Source organism: Flavobacterium sp. (genome assembly GCF_039595935.1).
Taxonomy (GTDB): Bacteria; Bacteroidota; Bacteroidia; order Flavobacteriales; family Flavobacteriaceae; genus Flavobacterium.
This window is the reverse complement of sequence record NZ_JBCNKR010000004.1, coordinates 605420-625723: the sequence shown is the minus strand read 5'-3', so window position 1 is coordinate 625723 and position 20304 is coordinate 605420. Positions and strand designations below refer to the sequence as shown.

14 protein-coding genes are annotated in these 20304 nt (G+C 36.0%); 13 read left to right on the top strand and 1 reads right to left on the bottom strand.

The window, feature by feature from the left end; all coding sequences use genetic code 11:
* Window positions 1-446: 446 nt before the first annotated feature.
* From ABDW27_RS02800 to ABDW27_RS02755, 10 genes are all read left to right on the top strand, one after another.
* Entirely contained in the window at window positions 447-1844 is a 1398-nt protein-coding gene (locus ABDW27_RS02800; protein WP_343694537.1) for a hypothetical protein, read from the top strand.
* Window positions 1845-1889: 45 nt separating this feature from the next.
* Window positions 1890-4901: a TonB-dependent receptor gene (locus ABDW27_RS02795; protein WP_343694536.1), complete on the top strand. Its 3012-nt coding sequence runs from the start codon at window positions 1890-1892 to the stop codon at window positions 4899-4901.
* A gap of 11 nt (window positions 4902-4912) precedes the next feature.
* Window positions 4913-6514: a RagB/SusD family nutrient uptake outer membrane protein gene (locus ABDW27_RS02790; RefSeq protein ID WP_343694535.1), complete on the top strand. Its 1602-nt coding sequence runs from the start codon at window positions 4913-4915 to the stop codon at window positions 6512-6514.
* Between the two features lies 1 nt (window position 6515).
* Window positions 6516-8153 (top strand): glycoside hydrolase, encoded by a 1638-nt coding sequence (locus ABDW27_RS02785; RefSeq protein WP_343694534.1) that lies wholly within the window; start codon window positions 6516-6518, stop codon window positions 8151-8153.
* A gap of 280 nt (window positions 8154-8433) precedes the next feature.
* Window positions 8434-10017, top strand: a complete 1584-nt coding sequence (locus ABDW27_RS02780) for a glycoside hydrolase (protein ID WP_343694533.1) — start codon at window positions 8434-8436, stop codon at window positions 10015-10017.
* Window positions 10018-10132: 115 nt separating this feature from the next.
* Window positions 10133-12553, top strand: a complete 2421-nt coding sequence (locus ABDW27_RS02775; RefSeq protein ID WP_343694532.1) for a sugar-binding domain-containing protein — start codon at window positions 10133-10135, stop codon at window positions 12551-12553.
* A gap of 145 nt (window positions 12554-12698) precedes the next feature.
* On the top strand, window positions 12699-14066 hold the full coding sequence (locus ABDW27_RS02770) for a glycoside hydrolase family 27 protein (protein ID WP_343694531.1): 1368 nt from the start codon (window positions 12699-12701) through the stop codon (window positions 14064-14066).
* On the top strand, window positions 14066-15997 hold the full coding sequence (locus ABDW27_RS02765) for a family 43 glycosylhydrolase (RefSeq protein WP_343694530.1): 1932 nt from the start codon (window positions 14066-14068) through the stop codon (window positions 15995-15997). Before ABDW27_RS02770 ends, ABDW27_RS02765 begins: the two co-directional genes overlap by 1 nt.
* A 315-nt stretch (window positions 15998-16312) precedes the next feature.
* Entirely contained in the window at window positions 16313-16720 is a 408-nt protein-coding gene (locus ABDW27_RS02760) for a hypothetical protein (RefSeq protein WP_343694529.1), read from the top strand.
* A 225-nt stretch (window positions 16721-16945) separates the two neighbouring features.
* A complete protein-coding gene (locus ABDW27_RS02755; protein ID WP_343694528.1) occupies window positions 16946-17338 on the top strand; it encodes a helix-turn-helix transcriptional regulator in 393 nt (130 codons plus the stop codon).
* Between the two features lie 49 nt (window positions 17339-17387).
* Here the strand turns inward: ABDW27_RS02755 and ABDW27_RS02750 are convergent, their stop codons facing one another.
* Window positions 17388-17720 carry a YegP family protein gene (locus ABDW27_RS02750; protein ID WP_343694527.1) on the bottom strand — a complete coding sequence of 111 codons (333 nt, stop codon included), beginning with the start codon at window positions 17718-17720 and terminating at the stop codon, window positions 17388-17390.
* Between the two features lie 183 nt (window positions 17721-17903).
* On the opposite strand from ABDW27_RS02750, the gene ABDW27_RS02745 reads away from it, so the two are divergent.
* From ABDW27_RS02745 to ABDW27_RS02735, 3 genes are all read left to right on the top strand, one after another.
* Complete coding sequence (locus ABDW27_RS02745) at window positions 17904-18389, top strand: copper resistance protein NlpE (protein ID WP_343694526.1); 486 nt, start codon at window positions 17904-17906, stop codon at window positions 18387-18389.
* Window positions 18390-18532: 143 nt separating this feature from the next.
* A complete protein-coding gene (locus ABDW27_RS02740; RefSeq protein ID WP_343694525.1) occupies window positions 18533-19657 on the top strand; it encodes an XdhC family protein in 1125 nt (374 codons plus the stop codon).
* Window positions 19647-20249: a nucleotidyltransferase family protein gene (locus ABDW27_RS02735; protein ID WP_343694524.1), complete on the top strand. Its 603-nt coding sequence runs from the start codon at window positions 19647-19649 to the stop codon at window positions 20247-20249. Before ABDW27_RS02740 ends, ABDW27_RS02735 begins: the two co-directional genes overlap by 11 nt.
* Window positions 20250-20304 lie beyond the last annotated feature (55 nt).

Below are 20304 nucleotides of genomic sequence, written 5' to 3'. Positions count from 1 at the left end.
CTCCTTTAAAGTGTTATTTAAACATTTCTTTGCAGTTATAGTAATGAAGTTAGTCACATTGCTATCTCATAAAATAAGTGTTTGTTTCGATAAGTTTTTATCCGTTTAAAAAATTGAGCCTTTTTTAAACATCAAAGTAAGAGTTGGTTTTACAGTATAACTTATCATACCCGCAGCGTCAAAACTGCGGGTAACATAACAAAGAGAAAGACTTATTAAGAAGAAAGATGATAGAATAAAGAGGAAAGAGGAAAGAAAAAAAGAGAAAAAATATACTAACCATTAACCAAACTCAACTTAACATGAAAATAACCAGATAACCATTTGCAATCTGTTTGGCCACAAAAGCAGATAATAAAACCTCAAAGAATAACCTACACATTTTAAACCGACTTTACGTTTTTAAAAAAGACAACTAACTAAACCTAACCTTAAACTTTAAGAAAATGAAAAAAAATATATTTTTATTTTTTCTTGCCCTTTTTGCCATTCTTTTTACCGGATGTCAAAATAACGAATCAGACTTTCCGAGTTCTGATGATCCTACGGTAGTGATATCCACAAAAGAAATTTATGGTGCACCAAGTAGAAAATTTGAAATTAAAGCCGCTTTGGCCGATGATTTAGGATTAAAAAGTGTCGAGATTCAAATTCCTGAACTATCTCTGGATAAAGTAATTTCATTTGCAGCCGATCCGCTTTTAAAATCATACGATTTAAGTTATTTCTTCGAAGTTCCGGCAGACAGAGGAACTTCTGAAGCTTTTAAAATTAAACTGATCATTACAGACGTTTCAGGAAATGAAGTAGAAGAAGAAATCAATTTACGTTTAGACGGAGAATTTGCTGCGCCTTCTATAACGATGGTTTCTCCAAAAGAAGGAGCTGTAATCCTGCTTTCAACAAGCAACGAAATGCCTGTAAATTTTGTAGTAAATGACGACTCAGGAATCGATTATGTTCAGATAAAATGTGATGCGCTTGGCATTGACGAAACCGTTCAGTTAACCGGTTCTCCACAATCGTATACTTTCAATAAAACGTATACGCTGCCAGTAACTGCTGCAGATTATGTATTAACAATTACGGCAAAAGATAAATTTGCAATTCCGAATACAGGAACTTTAAACGTAAATATTGTTGCAACAAATGAATATCCGGCTATTTATTTATGCGATCAGCCAAAAGGTACAAACCTTACGACAGATGCAGTGGGAGTTCCGATGTATTTCCATGAGAAAAACGGACAGGATTTCGAATTCAAATATTACGCAGATTCAGACAATAAAGAAGTGTATTTCTTAGGTCAGGAATCAGACTTTGCCCCACATTGTTTCGGATTAAATACTTCAGGAGAATTAGTGGATGATGTTACTTCAGCACCAATTATTCTGCCAACAAAAGGATATTACATTATAAAAGTAAATCCGAATACTTTAAAATATACTGCTGCAAAATACACGCCAACAAGTAAAGTCTGGGCAGATATTGCCAATGGATTATGGCATGATGACGAAGCTTTAAGAAAACCTTTCGTAAGCGTTTGCGGCGGCGGAATTCAGGGTGCAGATTGGGATACATGGACCGCTTGGGTTCAAACAGGATTGCATTTGGCAAATAATCCAAACAACCCTTATCAATTAGTGGGAGAATACACTTTAACAGGAACTATGGAAGCGACTTTTACCGGGCAATGGTGGAGTCCGTCTTGGAGATTGATTAAAAATGGTATTTGTACCATGTCGCCGGGAGAAAACGGAAATGCCAAATATCCTGCAGCAGCCGGAGTTTACAAAGTAGTTCTGGATACAGAGTTAGAGAGAGTTTTTATAACAAAGAAATAATTTGTTATCAGGCTTTTATAACATTAATAAATAAAACATCTTAATATGAAATTAAAATATATAGGTTTTTTTATTGCCCTTTTGTGCACTGCTGTATCATTTGGACAAATAAAAATAAAAGGAACCGTTAAAGATAAAGGCAATGTGCCAATTCCGGGAGTAAACGTAATTGTAAAAGGAACTTCAACATCTTCAGCGACAGATTTTGACGGAAATTATATAATCAGTGTTCCGGGAAAAAATGCGCAGCTTGAATTTTCATTCGTTGGATTTACAACGCAATTAGTATCGATTGGAGACAAAACAGAAATCAACATTGTACTTCAGGAATCAAGTCAGGCATTAGATGAAATTGTAGTTGTAGGTTATGCCGCTGTAAAAAAGAGCGATGTAACGAGTTCGATTTCTTCAATAAAAGGAAAAGAACTGCAAACTATGACGGTTGGTAACGTAACGGAATCTTTACAGGGAAAAGTTTCGGGAGTTCAGGTTGTAGGAGCAGGAGGACCGGGCGCGCAGCCAAGAGTTTTAATTCGTGGAATATCTACAGTAAACTTAAGTACAGATCCGCTTTATGTGGTTGACGGAATTCCGATGGGAACCAGCATCAATTTCCTAAGCAATAATGAAATTGAATCGATGGAAGTTTTAAAAGATGCATCAGCAAGTGCGATCTATGGTTCACGTGCATCAAACGGAGTTATTTTGATTACGACTAAAAAAGGAAAAGTGGGAAAAACAAGATTCAATTTTGACTTAAGTTCTGGTATGCAGATCATGAATAACCCTTATAATATGGCTGATGCCGAAGGTTATGCAACGATTATGAATAAGGCTTATAACAATTCTGGTTATTCAGATTATCTGCCAAATCCTTCTCAATACAGAGGAAAAACAACAGACTGGTGGAATGCCGGAATCAGAAAAGGAACGCCTGTTACAAACGCTTCTTTTGGCGCAGTAGGAGGTTCAGAAAAACATACTTATGCCGTAAGTTTAAATTATTATAATTCGGAGTCAATGTACGGCATTGGCGGCTGGGAAAGAGTTACGATGAGAATTGCCAATGATTTTAAATTCACAGATAAATTCTCTGCCGGAATCACTTTAAACCCACGTTATGAAACATGGGGAGCTCCGGGTAACTGGGCAGATTTTGATAAAATCGATCCAATAACACCAATTTACAAACCTGCCGATCAGTTAACAGGATTAGAAAACGAATACAGTATTTATGCACGTTCACCATCGTATATATGGAATCCTGTTGCAGCCGTAAAACGTTATGATGATTATACAGATCAATATAATTTAAACACAAACGGATATTTACAGTACGAACCCATAAAAGGTTTAGTAATTCGTACACAGGCTTCTGTAGAGGTTGGAGACAAAATCTGGAGCAAATTTACACCGGATTTCGTAATCGACGCTGCACATGAAAAAGCAGAAATTAATACCATTGAAAGAAGAGCAACAAACAATGTAGACTGGACTTGGCAGAATACGGCAACTTATACCAGAACATTTGGAGGAAAACACAACGCCTCTTTAATGATTGGTAATACAATGGAAGAATACAACGGAAACGATGTTTGGGGTTATGGAGAAGGAGTTCCGAATAACTCAGAATCGATGAGAGAATTAAACGCTGCAACCAAAAACAGAAACAGCGGCGGTAACAGCTGGTCAAGTTCATTGATGTCTTATATTTCACGTTTGTCTTATAACTACGACGGAAAATATTATTTCACCGGAACATTTAGACGTGATGGTTCTTCAAAATTTATGACCAATAATAAATGGGCCAATTTCCCTTCGGCATCCGTTTCATGGAGAATTTTAAATGAAGGATTTATGGATAAAACCAAAGATGTTTTAAGCGATTTAAGATTTAGAGCCGGATGGGGTAAAGTAGGAAACCAAAATTTACCAAGTGCTGTTTATCAGTCAAATATTGGTCAGGGTTATTATATTGTTGACGGAAAAGTGGTAGATACTTCTTATCCATCATCAATGGCGAATAAAGATATAAAATGGGAAACAGTTGAAGATATCAGTTTTGGTCTTGATTTCGGATTATGGAAAAACAAACTTTCCGGATCGTTAGAATACTACGAAAAGAAAACAAAAGATATGTTATTCCTAAAGCAGTTTCCAACCTACAGTGGTTTTCCGGGATATTCTACCATGTGGACAAACGTAGGTTCAATGAAATCAAATGGTATCGATTTACTAGTTTCTTATAAAGATAAAAAAGGAGATTTCTCATATGGTGTCGATGTGACTTTTACAACCGTAAATGTTAAGATGCTTTCGCTGTCTGCAGAGGGAGAAAAACTATATGGTTCAAGCAACAGAACATTAACTGTTAAAGGCGAAGAACCGGGTTATTTCTACGGATATGTTGCTGATGGTTTATTCCAAAATCAAACCGAATTAAACTCTCACACAGACGAACACGGAACAAAATTACAGCCGTATGCAAAACTTGGAGATGTTCGTTTTAAAGACATAAACGGAGACGGAAAACTGGATGACAAAGACAGAACAAAAATTGGTTCTCCTTGGGCAGATTACAATATTGGTTTAAACTTAAACTTTGCTTACAAAGGATTTGATTTAGTTGCGAATTTCTATTCAAGTGTTGGGAATGATCTGGTAAACCAAAATATTTCAGATTTATACAACGGAGCAAGTTTGACTAATAAAGTAAACGGATTAGATCAAATGGCTTGGCACGGAGAAGGAACTTCCAATTATGTACCTCGTTTATCAAAAGACGACAACAACGAGAACTTTACCAAATTCTCTTCATTATACATCGAAGACGGCTCGTTTGTACGTTTGAAAAACTTACAGTTAGGATATTCGATCTATAACAAATTCGGTTTAGACAAATTAAGATTGTCATTGTCAGGACAGAATATATGGACATGGACAAAATACACAGGAGTTGATCCTGAAGTAGGAGGAGGAGTTTTAGGATCAGGTTTTGGAGGATGGAATTATCCGGTACAGCCAACTATTCTGATGGGTCTTAATGTTGCATTTTAATAAAAACGATCATGAAAAAAATACTAGTATCTATAATAGCTTTTTCAATGCTGTCAATTTCATGCAGTGATTTTATTGAAAAAGAAGAAAGAGGAACGCAGACTTTAGAAAACTATTTTCAAACTGCTCAGGAATGCGAAAATTATGCTAATGAATTAACGCAGCGCTTGTTATTAGCAAAAGACTGGTGGACATTAACAGCACCGAGAGTTACCAACGAAATGTCTACGGATGATGCATGGATGGGAAATACAGGTCAGGACAGCGGCGCTCACAGACCCTGTTCACAATACATCATTACGCCGGATAATATGGGCGATATGAACAGTATTTATACAGCGCATTTTTACACGATCCAATCAGCTAATATTGGATTAGAAAAAATGGCAAATTCGCCAATTACCAATGCGCAGAGAGATCAATATATGGGAGAATCATTGTTTGTTCGCGCATACTGTTATTACGAATTGGTAAACCTTTTTGGAGGAGTTCCGTTATACACAAAATCATTAGGAACAGGCGATTTAACTTTAGAGCGCAGTTCGGCTGCAGATGTGTATGCACAAATAGAAGCCGACTTAAAAGACGCTGCAGCAAAATTGGAAAATGCTCCGGTAAAAAGAGATGGAAGAATAAACAAATGGGCCGCATATGCTTTATTAGCTCGTGTAAGTTTATTTCAGGAAAAATGGGCAGAAGCTAAAACGTATGCCAATAAAGTTATTACAGAAGGTCCTTTTCAGCTGGAAGCCAATTTCTTAAACATCTGGAATGTAAACAATCACAATGGTGTAGAATCAATTCTAGAAGCGCAGTCATCATCTGTACAAGATAAAAGTTTAGGATCAGCATTGCCAACTTTAGCAGGAGCAAGAGGCGAAGACAAGAAAAATTTTCCAAGTAATGATGCCGGAGATGTGTTAGACGGCTGGGGATGGTGTATGCCAACAAGCGATTTAGAAAACGCTTATTTATCTGAAAATGATGAAATTCGCCGTAAAAGCACCATCACAAAATGGGGAGAAGCCGCTTATGGAGATGAGGTTTTAAACCCAACACACAAATTCAGTTTAAATGATAATAAATCAGGACGTATCTGTCGCAAATATTATATTCCAATTGCAACGCGTCGTGCATTAGACAAAAAAGACGGACACTTGCCATTAAACATTCCGTTAATTCGTCTGGCAGAAATGTATTTAACCAGAGCAGAAGCCAATTATCACATAGGAGGCGATGCTTTGTCAGACATCAATATCATCAGAGCACGTGTACAATTAACTCCAAAAACAGGAATTTCGGGACCGACTCTTTTAAGACAAATCTACAAAGAGCGTCGTTTAGAATTGGCTTTCGAAGGATTACGTTTATTCGATATTCGTCGTGAAAAAGACCCAACAACAGGAAGACCGGTAATCGAATCTTTAATGGGACCAAACGGAACTTTTGTTCAATACAACCTGAACTCTACAGACGAGTATGAAACTACAAATACAAGAGAATCTCAGGATAAAGGAATCAATTTTGATCCGGCGAAACATTTATTGTGGCCAATTCCGCAATTAGAAATCGACTTAAGCAACGGTTTAATCAAACAAAATCCTGGTTATTAAGATGAAGTTTAAAACACAAAATAAAATAAGTCTGCTGTGTGCAGGCTTGCTTTTCGCTAACACTTTTTTGGTTAGCTGCGATTCTGAAAATAATGGAAATTCAAATTCAGAAGCTGCAGTTGCGGAATTAAAAATTAATCTGGATGCCAATCTTCAAACAATGGAAAGCTTTGGAGCTTCGGATGCGTGGCAGTGTAATTTTATCGGGAAAAACTGGCCTTCGGATAAAAGAAACAAAATAGCCGATTTATTATTCAGTAAAGAGGTTGATGCCGACGGAAACCCCAAAGGAATTGGATTATCGTTATGGCGTTTTAATCTTGGAGCAGGAAGTGCAGAACAAGGTGATGCCAGCGATATTACCGACGAATGGAGACGTACAGAATGTTTTACAACTGATGGTGTAAATTATAACATGAACAAACAAGCCGGACAGGTTTGGTTTATGAAAGCAGCCAAAGAACGCGGAGTTGAAAAATTATTAGCTTTTGCCAACAGTGCTCCGGTTTATTTAACTCAAAACGGAAAAGCACACGCCACCATAAAAGAATTTTACAATTTAAAAGATGGAAAAATGCCTGATCTGGCTGATTTCTGGGTAAACTCTTTAGACAAATTAAAAACAGAACACGGTTTAACAATCGATTATGTAAGTCCGTTTAACGAACCGCAATACGAATGGGACGGTACAAGTCAGGAAGGTTCTCCGGCTACGAATGCCAACATTTACAGTTTTGTAAATACATTATCTCCAAAACTGCAGTCAAAAGGATTAGAAGCACAGATTGTGGTTGGAGAAGCAGGAGCTTACGAACCGCTTTATAAAACCGTTTCAGGAAAAGAAAGCAGATCCAATCAGGTTGATTATTTCTTTGGAGCTAATTCAGCTAAAAAAATCAGTGGATTAAGCAACGTAAAGAAAACTATTTCGGCACACAGTTACTGGCAGGCATGGCCGTTAAACGAAATGGTTTCGTCAAGACAATTAGCAGCTTCGAGAATTCAGGGAGCAGGAAATATCAGTCTTTGGTCATCAGAATATTGTGTTTTAGAAAGTCCGGGAACTGCAGAATTACCAGGTGGAGCAGGTTCAGGAAGAGATTTAGGAATGTCTTTGGCACTTTGGACAGCAAGAATCATCAATACAGATATTGCAGTTGGCGGAGTTACTTCATGGCAATGGTGGACAGCGATTAGCCGAGGCGATTACAAAGACGGATTAATTCACGTAGACGATGGTGCCAGCAATGGAGCAGGAAATGCTGATTATTGTAAAAACGATGGTTATATCAGAGATTCAAAAACACTTTGGGCATTAGGAAACTTTTCATTTTTCGTAAAACCCGGAATGGTAAGAGTGCAAATTCCGAGTGTAGATAATGCCACTTCCGTGAATGATGTAATGGTAACCGCATATAAAGATGCAGCAAATAAAAAACTAGTAGTAGTTGCAGTTAACATCAGCAAATCGGCGAAAGCCTACAAATTAAATCTTGGTGGAGGAGCTTTAGTTGATGGTAAATTAACACCTTATACAACTTCTGAAACTTTGAGTCTGAAAAAAGGAACTGTGGTTGATGCGGCGGGATTTGAGATTCCGGCAAGGGCAATCGTCACATACATTGGAACTTATAAGTAAAGGTTCTGAGAGACTGAGAGACTGAGTTGCTAAGATGCTAAGGTTTTTGAAACCTGAGATTGACTACGCGCAAACTTTGTCAAAGTTTTAAACTTTGACAAAGTTAGTAAGCTCAAAGCGGCACAAACGAATAAGATTAACCACATTCTTGTCATCCCGAGGAACGAGGGATCTTCGCAAGTAGCTCGACAAAGATTGTTGATTTAGATTACGGAGTTACTTACGAAGATTCCTCCTCCGTCGGAATGACAAACATTGTGAAAAAAATAAGAATTAAAAAATGAGAAAAATATATATCTCGCTTTTATTGATAACAAGTTCGCTGTCATTTGCACAGCGAACCGTTACCATCAGCACAGATAATGTAGTACAAACCATGGACGGTTTTGGAGGTTCAGATGCCTGGAGAACTCAGTTCGTGGGGAAAAATTGGCCAGAGCAAAAAAAGAATGCCATTGCCGATTTACTTTTCAGTAAAGAAATCGATGCTGAAGGAAATCCAAAAGGAATTGGACTTTCGATCTGGAGATTTAATCTTGGCGCAGGAAGTGCAGAACAAGGCGAAAACAGTAAAGTTTCTGACGAATGGAGAAGAAGTGAATGTTTTTTGAATGCCGATGGAACTTACGATTTTTCCAAACAAGAAGGGCAAAGATGGTTTTTACAAGCCGCAAAGAAAAGAGGAGTTGAAAAGTTCCTGATTTTTACAAATAGTCCGCCGGTTTATATGACAAACAACGGATTATCTTTTGCCTCTCAAAAGAATAAACTGAATCTAAAAGATGGTGCAATTCCAAAATTTGCCGATTTCTTAGTTCAAAGTATTCAGGGATTGGAGCAAAAAGAAGGAATCAAATTCGATTATGTAAGTCCGATAAACGAGCCGCAATGGGAATGGATGTCAAATAACGGAACTACAAACAGTCAGGAAGGAACGCCAGCAACAAACGACGAAATCTATGCTTTAACAAAATCACTTTCGGAAAAGCTCAAAGCCAATAAAATGAGTACAGAAATTGTAATTGCAGAAGCTGGACAAATCAACTATTTATATGAAAATGTTAATGCCGAAAACCGAGACAATCAAATCGATTATTTCTTTGGAAAAACAAAAACGAATATTTCTAAACTTCCAAATGTAAAAAATGTCATTTTGGGTCACAGTTACTTTACGACATGGCCAATCGACAAACAGGTTTTAAGCCGAAAATTAATAGCAGCAAGCATCAAGCAAAATCCGGGATTGAAATACTGGCAGTCTGAATACTGTATTTTAGAAAATCCGGGAGAAACAGAAATTCCGGGCGGTTCTGGCGGCGGAAGAGATTTAGGAATGCAGACTGCTTTATTCGTTGCACGTTTAATTCACAACGATATTGCAGTTGCCAACGCCGCTTCATGGCAATGGTGGACATCTATAACCAGAGTCGATTACAAAGACGGTTTAATTTATTTGGATGACGGAAAAAGTAACGGCGGAACTGAACCTAATTATGTTAGAAACGACGGAGAATTTCACGATTCAAAACTGCTTTGGGCTTTAGGGAATTATTCCCTTTTTGTTCGTCCCGGAATGCAGAGAATTGATATTCCAAACCAAAATGAACAAGACGCAGCAAACGACGTAATGCTGACAGCTTACAAAGATGTCCAAAATAAAAAACTAATTGTAGTAGCCGTAAACTGCGGAAAATCTGCTCAAAAATACAAATTCCAATTATCAAAAGGAACGTTAAAAAACAATGAATTGACGCCTTACGTAACTTCTGAAAATTCAAACTTAAAAAGAAATAATGTTCAGAAAATAGATAATCTTGAGATTCCAGCAAGATCAGTAGTGACTTTCGTTGGAGAACTTCAATAAAATAAAGTTTGTTTCAAGTTTTAGGTTTCAAGTTTGCGAGTAACCTGAAACTTGAAACCTGAAACAAAAAAACTTAGAACCTTAGCATCTCAGCACCTTAGCACCTTTAAAAAAAATGTTTAGAAAAAAAATCATATTACCCGTATTTCTCTTCTCATGTATATCGGCGTTTAGTCAGATATCATTTGGAGATTCACAAAAAATAAACGACAACTGGAAATTCAATCTTCAGGAAACTCCGGATGCAAAAAATACAACCTTTGACGACAGTAAATGGCAGTCCGTAAACGTTCCGCACGATTGGAGCGTAAAAGGACAATTAAGCCCAACATTGGCAAGCTGTACAGGATATCTGCCGGGCGGAATTGGATGGTACAGAAAATCAGTAAATATTCCGCAGAGCAAAAGCGGTGAAAAAGTCTATTTATACTTTGAAGGCGTTTACAACAGAAGTGAAGTTTTTATCAACGGACATTCTTTAGGAAAACGTCCAAACGGCTATATTTCATTTACTTATGATGCCACACAATATGTAAAATTTGGAGGAGAAAATACCATTTCTGTTCGCGTAGATCACAGTCAAAGTGCCGATTCACGCTGGTATACCGGTTCAGGAATTTATAGAAATGTCTGGCTGGTATACGCAAATCCGGTTCATATTGGGCAATGGGGCGTTTATGCTTATCCAGAAGTGAAAAACGGAACGGGAACTTTAAATGTTGAGGTTGATGTAGAAAATGGTTCAGCTTTAAAATCAAGTCTTACGGTTGTAAATGAATTGATTTCGAAAGATGGAAAATCAGTAGCAAAATCTTCTTCAAAATTAGAAGTTGCTGCGAATCAAAACGGAAAAATTTCGACCAAATTAAATGTAAAAAATCCACAAATCTGGGATTTAGAAAACCCGAATTTGTATCAGCTTAAAACAACCGTTTTAAAAGACGGTAAACAAATCGATCAAACCGTAACCAAAACAGGTTTCAGAACTTTTACTTTCGATCCGAACAATGGTTTTGCTTTGAATGGAAAATGGATGAAAATGAAAGGCGTTTGTCTGCATCACGATGCGGGAGTTTTAGGTTCGGCAGTTCCGCGCGAAGTTTGGGAAACCAGATTAAAAACATTAAAAGAAATTGGTGTAAATGCCATCCGCACAAGTCACAATCCGCAAGCTCCGGTTTTCTATGAACTTTGCGATGAATTAGGAATTTTAGTTTTAAACGAAGCTTATGACGAATGGGAATTTCCAAAACGCAAATGGCTCGAAGGCTGGAATTACGGAACTCCGGGATTTGAAGGTTCGTTTGATATTTTTGCAGAATATGCTGAAAAAGATTTAGAAGATTTTGTACGCCGTGACCGCAATCATTTATCTGTTTTTGGATGGAGTATTGGTAACGAAGTTGATTATCCAAACGATCCGTATTCGCATCCGGTTTTAGATAAAGGAAAAGACGGTTTTGGACAAGCAGCTTATGGAGGTTACAAAAAAGATGCTCCGGATGCCATGCGTCTTGGAGCCATCGCAAAACGTTTAGTTGCCGCAGTAAAAAAATACGATAAAACACGACCAACAACAGCTGGTTTAGCAGGAGTTGCCATGTCTAACGAAACCGAATATCCGGGCGCTTTAGACATTACAGGATATAATTATACAGAAAGTAAATACCAAAGCGATCACGAGAAATATCCTAAAAGAGTAATTTACGGAAGCGAGAATGTTCACGATATGGAACCTTGGCTTGCCGTAAAAAACAACAAACATATTTTCGGACAGTTTTTATGGACAGGAATTGATTATTTAGGAGAATCGGGAAGATGGCCGTCAAGAGGATTTTACTCCGGTTTAGTTGATTTTGCAGGCGTTATCAAGCCAAGAGGATATTTCCGTCAGTCGCTTTGGTCAGATAAACCAATGGCTTATATTGGAACTTATCCGTTAACTAATGAAAAAGATATTTCTAAAGATGCGTGGGCAATCTGGAACTACAAAGACGGAGAAAAAATACGCGTAGTTTGTTATACAAATGCTGCAAAAGCTCGTTTAGAATTAAACGGAAAAGTAGTGGGCGAAACGAAACCTTACGACGAAAAAACCGGAATTATTTATTGGGATATTCCTTTTGCTTCAGGAAAATTAGAAGTAATTGGTTTAAACAAAGAGGATAAAGAGGTTAGCAGATTCAACATAACATCAACGCAGCAGCCAGTTGAATTAACCATTGCAGATAAAAATATCACAATCTCAAAAGACAAAGGCGTTGCTAAAATAATGGTTCAGGTAAAAGATCAAAACGGACTTGCGGTAATGCTTTCAGATAACGAAGTAACCTGCACAATAAATGGACCGGGAATTTTATTAGGATTGGAAGCCGGAAACAACAGCGACATGACAGACTATACAGATAATGTTCAGCGTGTATTTCACGGACATATTGCGGCTTATATTCAGTCAACAGGAGAAGCACAGCCCATTAAAGTTACATTTACAAGTCAGTGGTTAAAACCTGTTGAGGTTACGATTAACGTGAAATAATTATCAATGTAAAAATGTTCCGTAGGAACAATATATCGGTAGAAATATAATAGACCCGACAGGTTTTTAAAACCTGTCGGGTTTAATCTGGAATACGTAAAAAAAGTTTGTTATATTTAAAATGTGTAATTTACATTTATTTGACATGAAGATAAAAAATAGGATATGTGCTTTAGGATTGTTTTTGGTAATAATTTCTGCGAATGCACAAAACAAAACCTTCCAAAAAGACGAATTCAAACAATGGGCACAAACTCCGCCAATGGGCTGGAACAGCTGGGATTGTTACGGGCCAACCGTTGAAGAACAAGAAGTAAAAGCCAATGTCGATTATATGGCAAAAGAGCTAAAGAAATTTGGCTGGGAATATGTCGTTGTAGATATTCGTTGGTTTGTAGAAAACGACAAAGCAGGAGGTTACAACCAAACAGATCCGCGTTATGTAATCGATCAATACGGAAGATATTTGCCGGCTGTAAACCGTTTTCCATCGGCAAAAGATGGACAGGGATTTAAACCTTTGGCAGATTATATTCATAAAAAAGGATTAAAATTCGGAATTCATATTATGCGCGGCATTCCAAAAAAAGCCGTTGAAGATAAATTACCAATAAAAGGCACAAACGGAATTACGGCAGATCAGGTTTATTCAACAGCTTTGCAATGCGAATGGCTGAAAGATAATTATACAGTTGTGGCAGACAAACCGGGAGCGCAGGAATATTATAATTCTATTTTTGAATTGTATGCACAATGGGGCGTAGATTTTATTAAAATTGATGATTTATCAAGACCGTATCACGAAGGCGAAATCAACTTAATCAGAAATGCGATCGATAACTGCGGACGTAAAATTGTTTTAAGTACTTCGCCGGGAGAAACGCCAATTGAAGCCGCACCGCATGTAACCACGCACGCTAATATGTGGCGTATGGTAGACGACGTTTGGGACACTTGGCCGCATATTACACATTTAATGGATGTGGCACAAAAATGGTATCCGTATATCGCACCGGGAACATGGCCGGACTGCGATATGATTCCGCTTGGGCGAATTTCAGTTAGAGGAGAAAGAGGTGAAGACCGAATGACACGTTTATCCAAAGACGAACAATATACACTGATTACGTTTTTCAATATTTTTAAATCACCGTTGTTTTTTGGTGGAGATTTACCAAGCAACGACGCTTTTACATTATCATTATTGACCAATAAAAATGTGGTAAAAATGCATAACGAAAGCACAGCCGTAAAACAGCTTTTCCAAAAAGACGGACAAATTGCCGTGACTTCAAAAAATGCAAAAGACGGAAGTGTTTATCTGGCTTTGTTTAACATTTCAGATTCAGCATCGCAAAATGTTTCCGTAAATCTTTCTGATCTTGAAATTTCGGGTTCAGCTGAAATTTTAAATATATGGACAAACGAAAAATCCAAAACAACATCAACAACAATTACAGCCGATTTAAAACCGCACAGTTCCGTTTTATATCAAATAAAAAGTAAAAAATAATGAAGAAAGCACAGTTTAGCCTTGTATTATTTTTATCGATTTTTAATTTTTTACAAGCCCAGAATACAAAAGGAATTCCGCCCGCAATTGCCGAGAAAGATTTAACAGCCTATTTATTTGTTTATTTCACCGGAAATTCGGTCGAAGAAGAAGCAGTTCGTTTTGCCGTAAGTGCAGATGGTTATCATTATTATCATCTCAACAATAATAAACCGGTTTTAGACAGCAAAACAATTAGTTCAACCGGAGGCGTTCGCGATCCGCATATTTTAAGAGGAGAAGACGGAAAAACCTTTTATATGGTTTTGACCGATATGACTTCTTCAAAAGGCTGGGACAGCAATCGTGCGATGGTTTTGCTAAAAAGCACCGATTTAGTAAACTGGAAAAGCAGCGTAGTCAATATTCAAACTACTTTTTCCGGAAACGAAAACCTAAAACGTGTTTGGGCGCCACAGACAATTTATGACACCAAAGCAGGAAAGTATTTAATTTATTTTAGTCTGCAGTATGCCGGAGGTCCTGATAAAATTTATTACGCTTACGCGAATAAAGACTTCACAGGTTTAGAAAGTGTTCCGAAATTATTATTTGTACCAAAATCTGAAAGAGCTTGTATTGATGGAGATATAATTGAAAAAGACGGTGTTTATCATCTTTTTTATAAAACAGAAACCGAAACGGCAGGAATTAAAGTGGCCACAACAACCGATTTAACTTCAGGAAATTGGACTGAAAATGATAATTATCTGCAGCAGACAAAAGACGGTGTTGAAGGTTCGAGTGTTTTTAAACTCAACAATTCAGACGAATATATTCTGATGTATGATGTGTATACAAAAGGAAGATATCAGTTTACCAAAACAACAGATTTAGAAAATTTCAAGGTTATTGATAATGATATTTCTATGGATTTTAATCCACGTCACGGAACGATTTTACCGATTACACGTTCTGAATTAAAAAGAATTACTAATAAATGGGGATTACCTGCGAAATTTCCAAAAATAAATAATAATCCCGTTCTCGAAGGTTATTATGCTGATCCTGAAATTCTGTATTCAAACAAAACCAAAAAATATTATATCTATCCAACAAGTGACGGATTTGATGGCTGGTCAGGAAATTACTTTAAAACATTTTCATCCGATAATTTAAAAGACTGGAAAGACGAAGGAATTATTCTGGATCTTAGAAAAGATATAAGTTGGGCAAACCGAAATGCGTGGGCACCGTGTATTGTAGAGAAAAAGATAAAAGGCAAATACCAGTATTTTTATTATTTCACAGCAGCACAAAAAATTGGAGTCGCAGTTTCAGATAATCCAGCCGAGTCATTTAAAGACAGCGGAAAAGCATTAATCGCAGCTAGACCGGCAGGAGTAAACGGAGGTCAGGAAATTGACCCCGATGTTTTTACAGATCCTAAAAGTGGGAAAAGTTATTTGTATTGGGGAAATGGTTATATGGCTGTCGCCGAATTAAATCCCGATATGATTTCGATAAAACCGGAAACAACAAAAGTGATTACTGTTGATGAAACTTTCCGTGAAGGAACGTATGTAATTTACAGAAAAGGAATTTATTATTTCTTGTGGAGCGAAGACGATACAAGAAGTCCGAATTATAAAGTGAGATACGGAACTTCAAAATCGCCTTTGGGACCAATCGAAATTCCCAAAAATAATATTGTAATTCAGGGAAGACCAGATGTTGGAATTCACGCGACGGGACATAATTCGGTACTTCAAATTCCAAATAAAGACGAATGGTATCTGGTTTATCATAGATTTTCATATCCAACCGGAATCAAAATGGGAGACGCAGGCGGATTTCATCGTGAAGTCTGCATCGACAAACTCGAGTTTAATCTGGACGGAACTATAAAGCCAGTAATTCCTACTCACGAAGGAATTGAAGGTTTAAAATAATTTTTGTTTTATAATTTTTAAAAGCCATTTTTGTAAAAGGAAATGGCTTTTTTTATGGATGAAAATTTATATAAGTAAAACGCTATATCTTGTTTTAGAAATATAAGTAAAAAATGATAATTAGATTGAATTACAACCCTTAGTTATATTCTATAAGCTGGTTTGTAAGAAAAAAAAGGTGATTATGCGTAATATTGCGAAATGATGTGCTGTTAACCGCTGCAGTATTTCAAATATATTCATTTAAGCCGAAAACAATTTTAAAGAACGGCCTCTCACTAAGCTTTCTTTAAAAAGATTTAATTATTAATTATTATGTTCATTTCCCTTACTCACGATCAGGTACAATTTCAGTACGGATCAAAACAATGGCAGTACAGTTTTAATGAAATCGTAGAACTCGGACTGCTCAAAAAAAAGAAGTCCTATCTTTTTGAAAACAGTTCTTTTATTGCAGTTACAGCTTCCGCTTATTACTGTATGATTTTTACCAAATTAACAGAATTGTATTATGTAATTCCTGCATTACTCTGCTACACTTTTCTCATTATTCTGCGATTTCACAACAATACCGAATTCGATTATTTTGTTATTGTAAAAGACATTTACAAAAAAGAAACTAAAGTAAAAATAAATGCTTTAGACAGACCAACGATCGGAAAACAAATCGATCAGTATTTAAATTTCGAATACGAACGAATTTTAAAAAGTACACAAAACTAAATACAGAATGAATCAGCTATTAAACGAAATTTCACGTAACGATTTGATTTTTATAGTTGTCGCTCTGGTTTATGGTTTTATAATTATTATCAAAAAAAAATAAAAACCCGGATTTATCAGCCTACGATAAAAACAGTTTTTTATTCAAATTAAAGATATAGCTGCAATACCCCCTAAGTTTTCTGCGGCTGTTTCAGCTATACACGCCCGTCCCAAATCAAACTTATGGCAACTTCAATAAAAAACAAAATAAAAAGCATTAGAGAGTTAAAAAATTATACTCAGGAATATATGGCAGATCAACTTGGTGTCACTCAGGCAGGCTACAGTAAAATTGAAAAAGGCAGAACGATTTTATCCTATGTTAAATTGGTAGAAATTGCTAAGATATTAGAAGTCAGTGTAGAAGATATTATTAGTTTTGACAGTCAAAGATATTTCAACAACTATAATACAGTAAAAGGAAATAGTAATAACGGAAGTATATTAATTAATTCGAACAGCGATGAAGCATTAAAAGAACTTTATGAAGATAAAATAAAACTTCTCGAAAAACTTTTAAATAAAACAGAAGAAGAACTGAACTTATATAAAAGAAAGTTTGGTCAGTTATTATAAAAAACGAGGTCATCACGACCTCGTTTTTAGTTTTATATTTAATTTGTAATTAAGAAGTCTGATCATCAGTATCCGCATCAGAAGCATTCTTTTTTACAGATTCGATTCCGTTTTCTCTGGCAGAAACACTTTCATACATTTCGCTAGAACCAATAATTTGTCCGTTTCCGGCTTTTAAAGTAAAGTATGGTTTTCCGCTAGTAGATTCTTTTCTGTCATAACGACCATCATCCTGCGAGTTTGTTTTTACAGATTCGATTCCGTTTAAAGCAGCAGCTTTAGTTGTGTAGCCTTCACTAGTTAAAATTGTCTGGCCGTTACCAGCTTTCAAATTAAATTGAAATTCACCATTGGCTCTCGTAGTAATTACAAATTTTCCCATTTAGTCTTTTATTTAAATTAATTATTTTGCTATTGATAAAAATACAAAACTTCATAATACAATCACTAGTGCAAGAAAAAATAATCGTTTAGAATTTGTTAATTCTGGTATGCGGTATTAAATAAATTTATTTTAATTATAAGAAAATTCAGTATATTTGAAAGAGTAATAAATTAAATGATCATGAAAAATCTATTCGTTTTATTAGCAATTGCCATTCAGTTTGCATCTTGTAATTCAAAGAAAAGCCAGGAAGAAACAAAACCGTCGGTATCTGATTCTACAGATGTAAAAACTGAAAAAAGTACAGCAGAAAATGTTTTGATTTACGAAGGTTTACTGCCTTGCGCAGATTGCAGCGGAATTGAGACCATTCTCAAAATTTATCAGGGAAACGGAACGATGGAACAGCAAAAGTTTGAATTATCAAGCATTTATAAAGGAAAATCGCCTGAAAAAGAGTTTGTTGAAAAAGGAAATTTTAATACCGAAAGAGGTTTAGAAAATGATCCAGACGGAACAATCTTTATTTTGAATTGGGACAAACCTGCCGATAAACAACAATATTTCGGCTATTTTAGTTCAGACACAAAAAAGATTTATATGCTCGACAGAGATAAAAAAATAATTAAATCAAAACTGAACTATTCGCTGGATTTAAAAAAATAAAACCAGGGTAAGATTTTAAATCGTTATATTTTAAAACCAGATATTATAAACTTAAATGACATTCGGGCGTTTAAGTTTATAATATTTTTTATTTTTAGACTATCGAAACATCAATTCAAAATTTATTGGTGCCGATTTATTTTATGAAGGAAATCAACGAAATCTTAAAAGCATATTCAAAAGCACAAGAAGCAGGAAAAAAAACAGCTTTGGCAACAGTTGTAAAGGTTGAAGGCTCATCTTACCGCCAGCCGGGTGCACGTATGCTTGTTACCGAAGACGGAGAATTGACAGGCGCTATAAGTGGAGGATGCCTTGAAGGTGATGCTTTGCGAAAAGCCCTTTTGTCTATTCACCAAAAACAAAACAAATTAATTACGTACAATACCAGTAATGAAGACGATATAGAATTAGGATTACAGCTGGGCTGCAACGGAATAGTGCATATTTTGTTTGAATATATTGATGATCAAGTACCAAACAATCCAATTCAGCTTTTAAAACAATTAGAACTCGAAAGAAAAGAAGCCGTTATTGTAACCGTATTTTCTTTAAAACGAAATGCTTTGCAGATAGGAACCACTTTATTTTTTAGGAAAGACAGTCCTATTTTAAATCATAACAATGAAGCTTTGAGCTTAATTGAAGATGTAAAAGATGTATTGAAAACTAAAACATCGGTTGTAAAGAAACTTCAAAACGAGAACGACAACGAGGCTTTAATAGAATATATCAATCCGCCAATTTCACTTGTAATTGCCGGAGCCGGAAATGATGTTCAGCCTTTGGTAAAAATGGCTTCTATTTTAGGATGGAAAATTACAATTGGCGAAGGCCGTGCGACACATGCAACAGAAAAACGTTTTCCAAAAGCAGATTACCTAAAAACAGTAAAAGCTGAGGATTTTTTAGAAGATATTAAAATCGACGATCAAACCTATTTCGTTTTAATGACACACAATTACAAATACGATTTAGCCGTTTTAAAATTACTTTTAGAAACCAATTGTCAATACATCGGAATTCTCGGTCCGAAAACGAAATTAAACCGAATGCTCGACGATCTTCAAAATGAAGGAATTAATGTAAGTGAAGAACAGTTGGAGAGAATTTATAGTCCGATAGGTTTAGATATTGGTGCCGAAACTTCAGAAGAAATAGCATTATCAATTGTATCAGAAATTAAAGCTTTTTCGACTGGAAAAACGGGAACCTCTCTTAAATATAAAACCGGAAAAATACACGACGAAATCCAATATGAAAGATAAATTTCTACATAAAACCGGAATCGTCATTTTAGCTGCAGGGAACTCTTCAAGATTAGGCCGCCCAAAACAATTATTGGAATACAAAGAATCAACGCTTTTAAAAAATACAGTTTCAGAAGCTTTAAAAGTCCCAAATTCATTTGTTTTAGTCGTAACAGGAGCGAATAAAGAAATAATTGAAAAAGAGCTTAATTCGGCTGAAATAACTTTATGTTTTAATGCTGAATGGGAAAATGGAATGTCGTCTTCTATAGTGAAAGGAGTCAATGAACTTTTACACTTAAACCCCGATAGTGAACAATGTATTATTACAGTTTGCGATCAGCCTTTTATAAGCAATTTAGTGTTTGAAAATCTTATAAGTGAACATCATAAAACCCAAAAAAACATTGTTGCTTCTACCTATTCTGAAACTTTAGGAACACCGGTTTTATTTCATAAAAAACATTTCAATGAATTATTGGGATTAAAAGGGCAGGAAGGAGCTAAGAAAATTATTAAAAAGTATTCTGAAGACACCGTTTCAGTTTCTTTCGAAAAAGGAAATATTGATATTGATACGGAAGAAGATTACGACAAGCTTTTAGGATAAAGGCTCAAAGGTTCAGAGGTGCAAAGGCTGATAGGTTTTATATTCTAAGTACTAT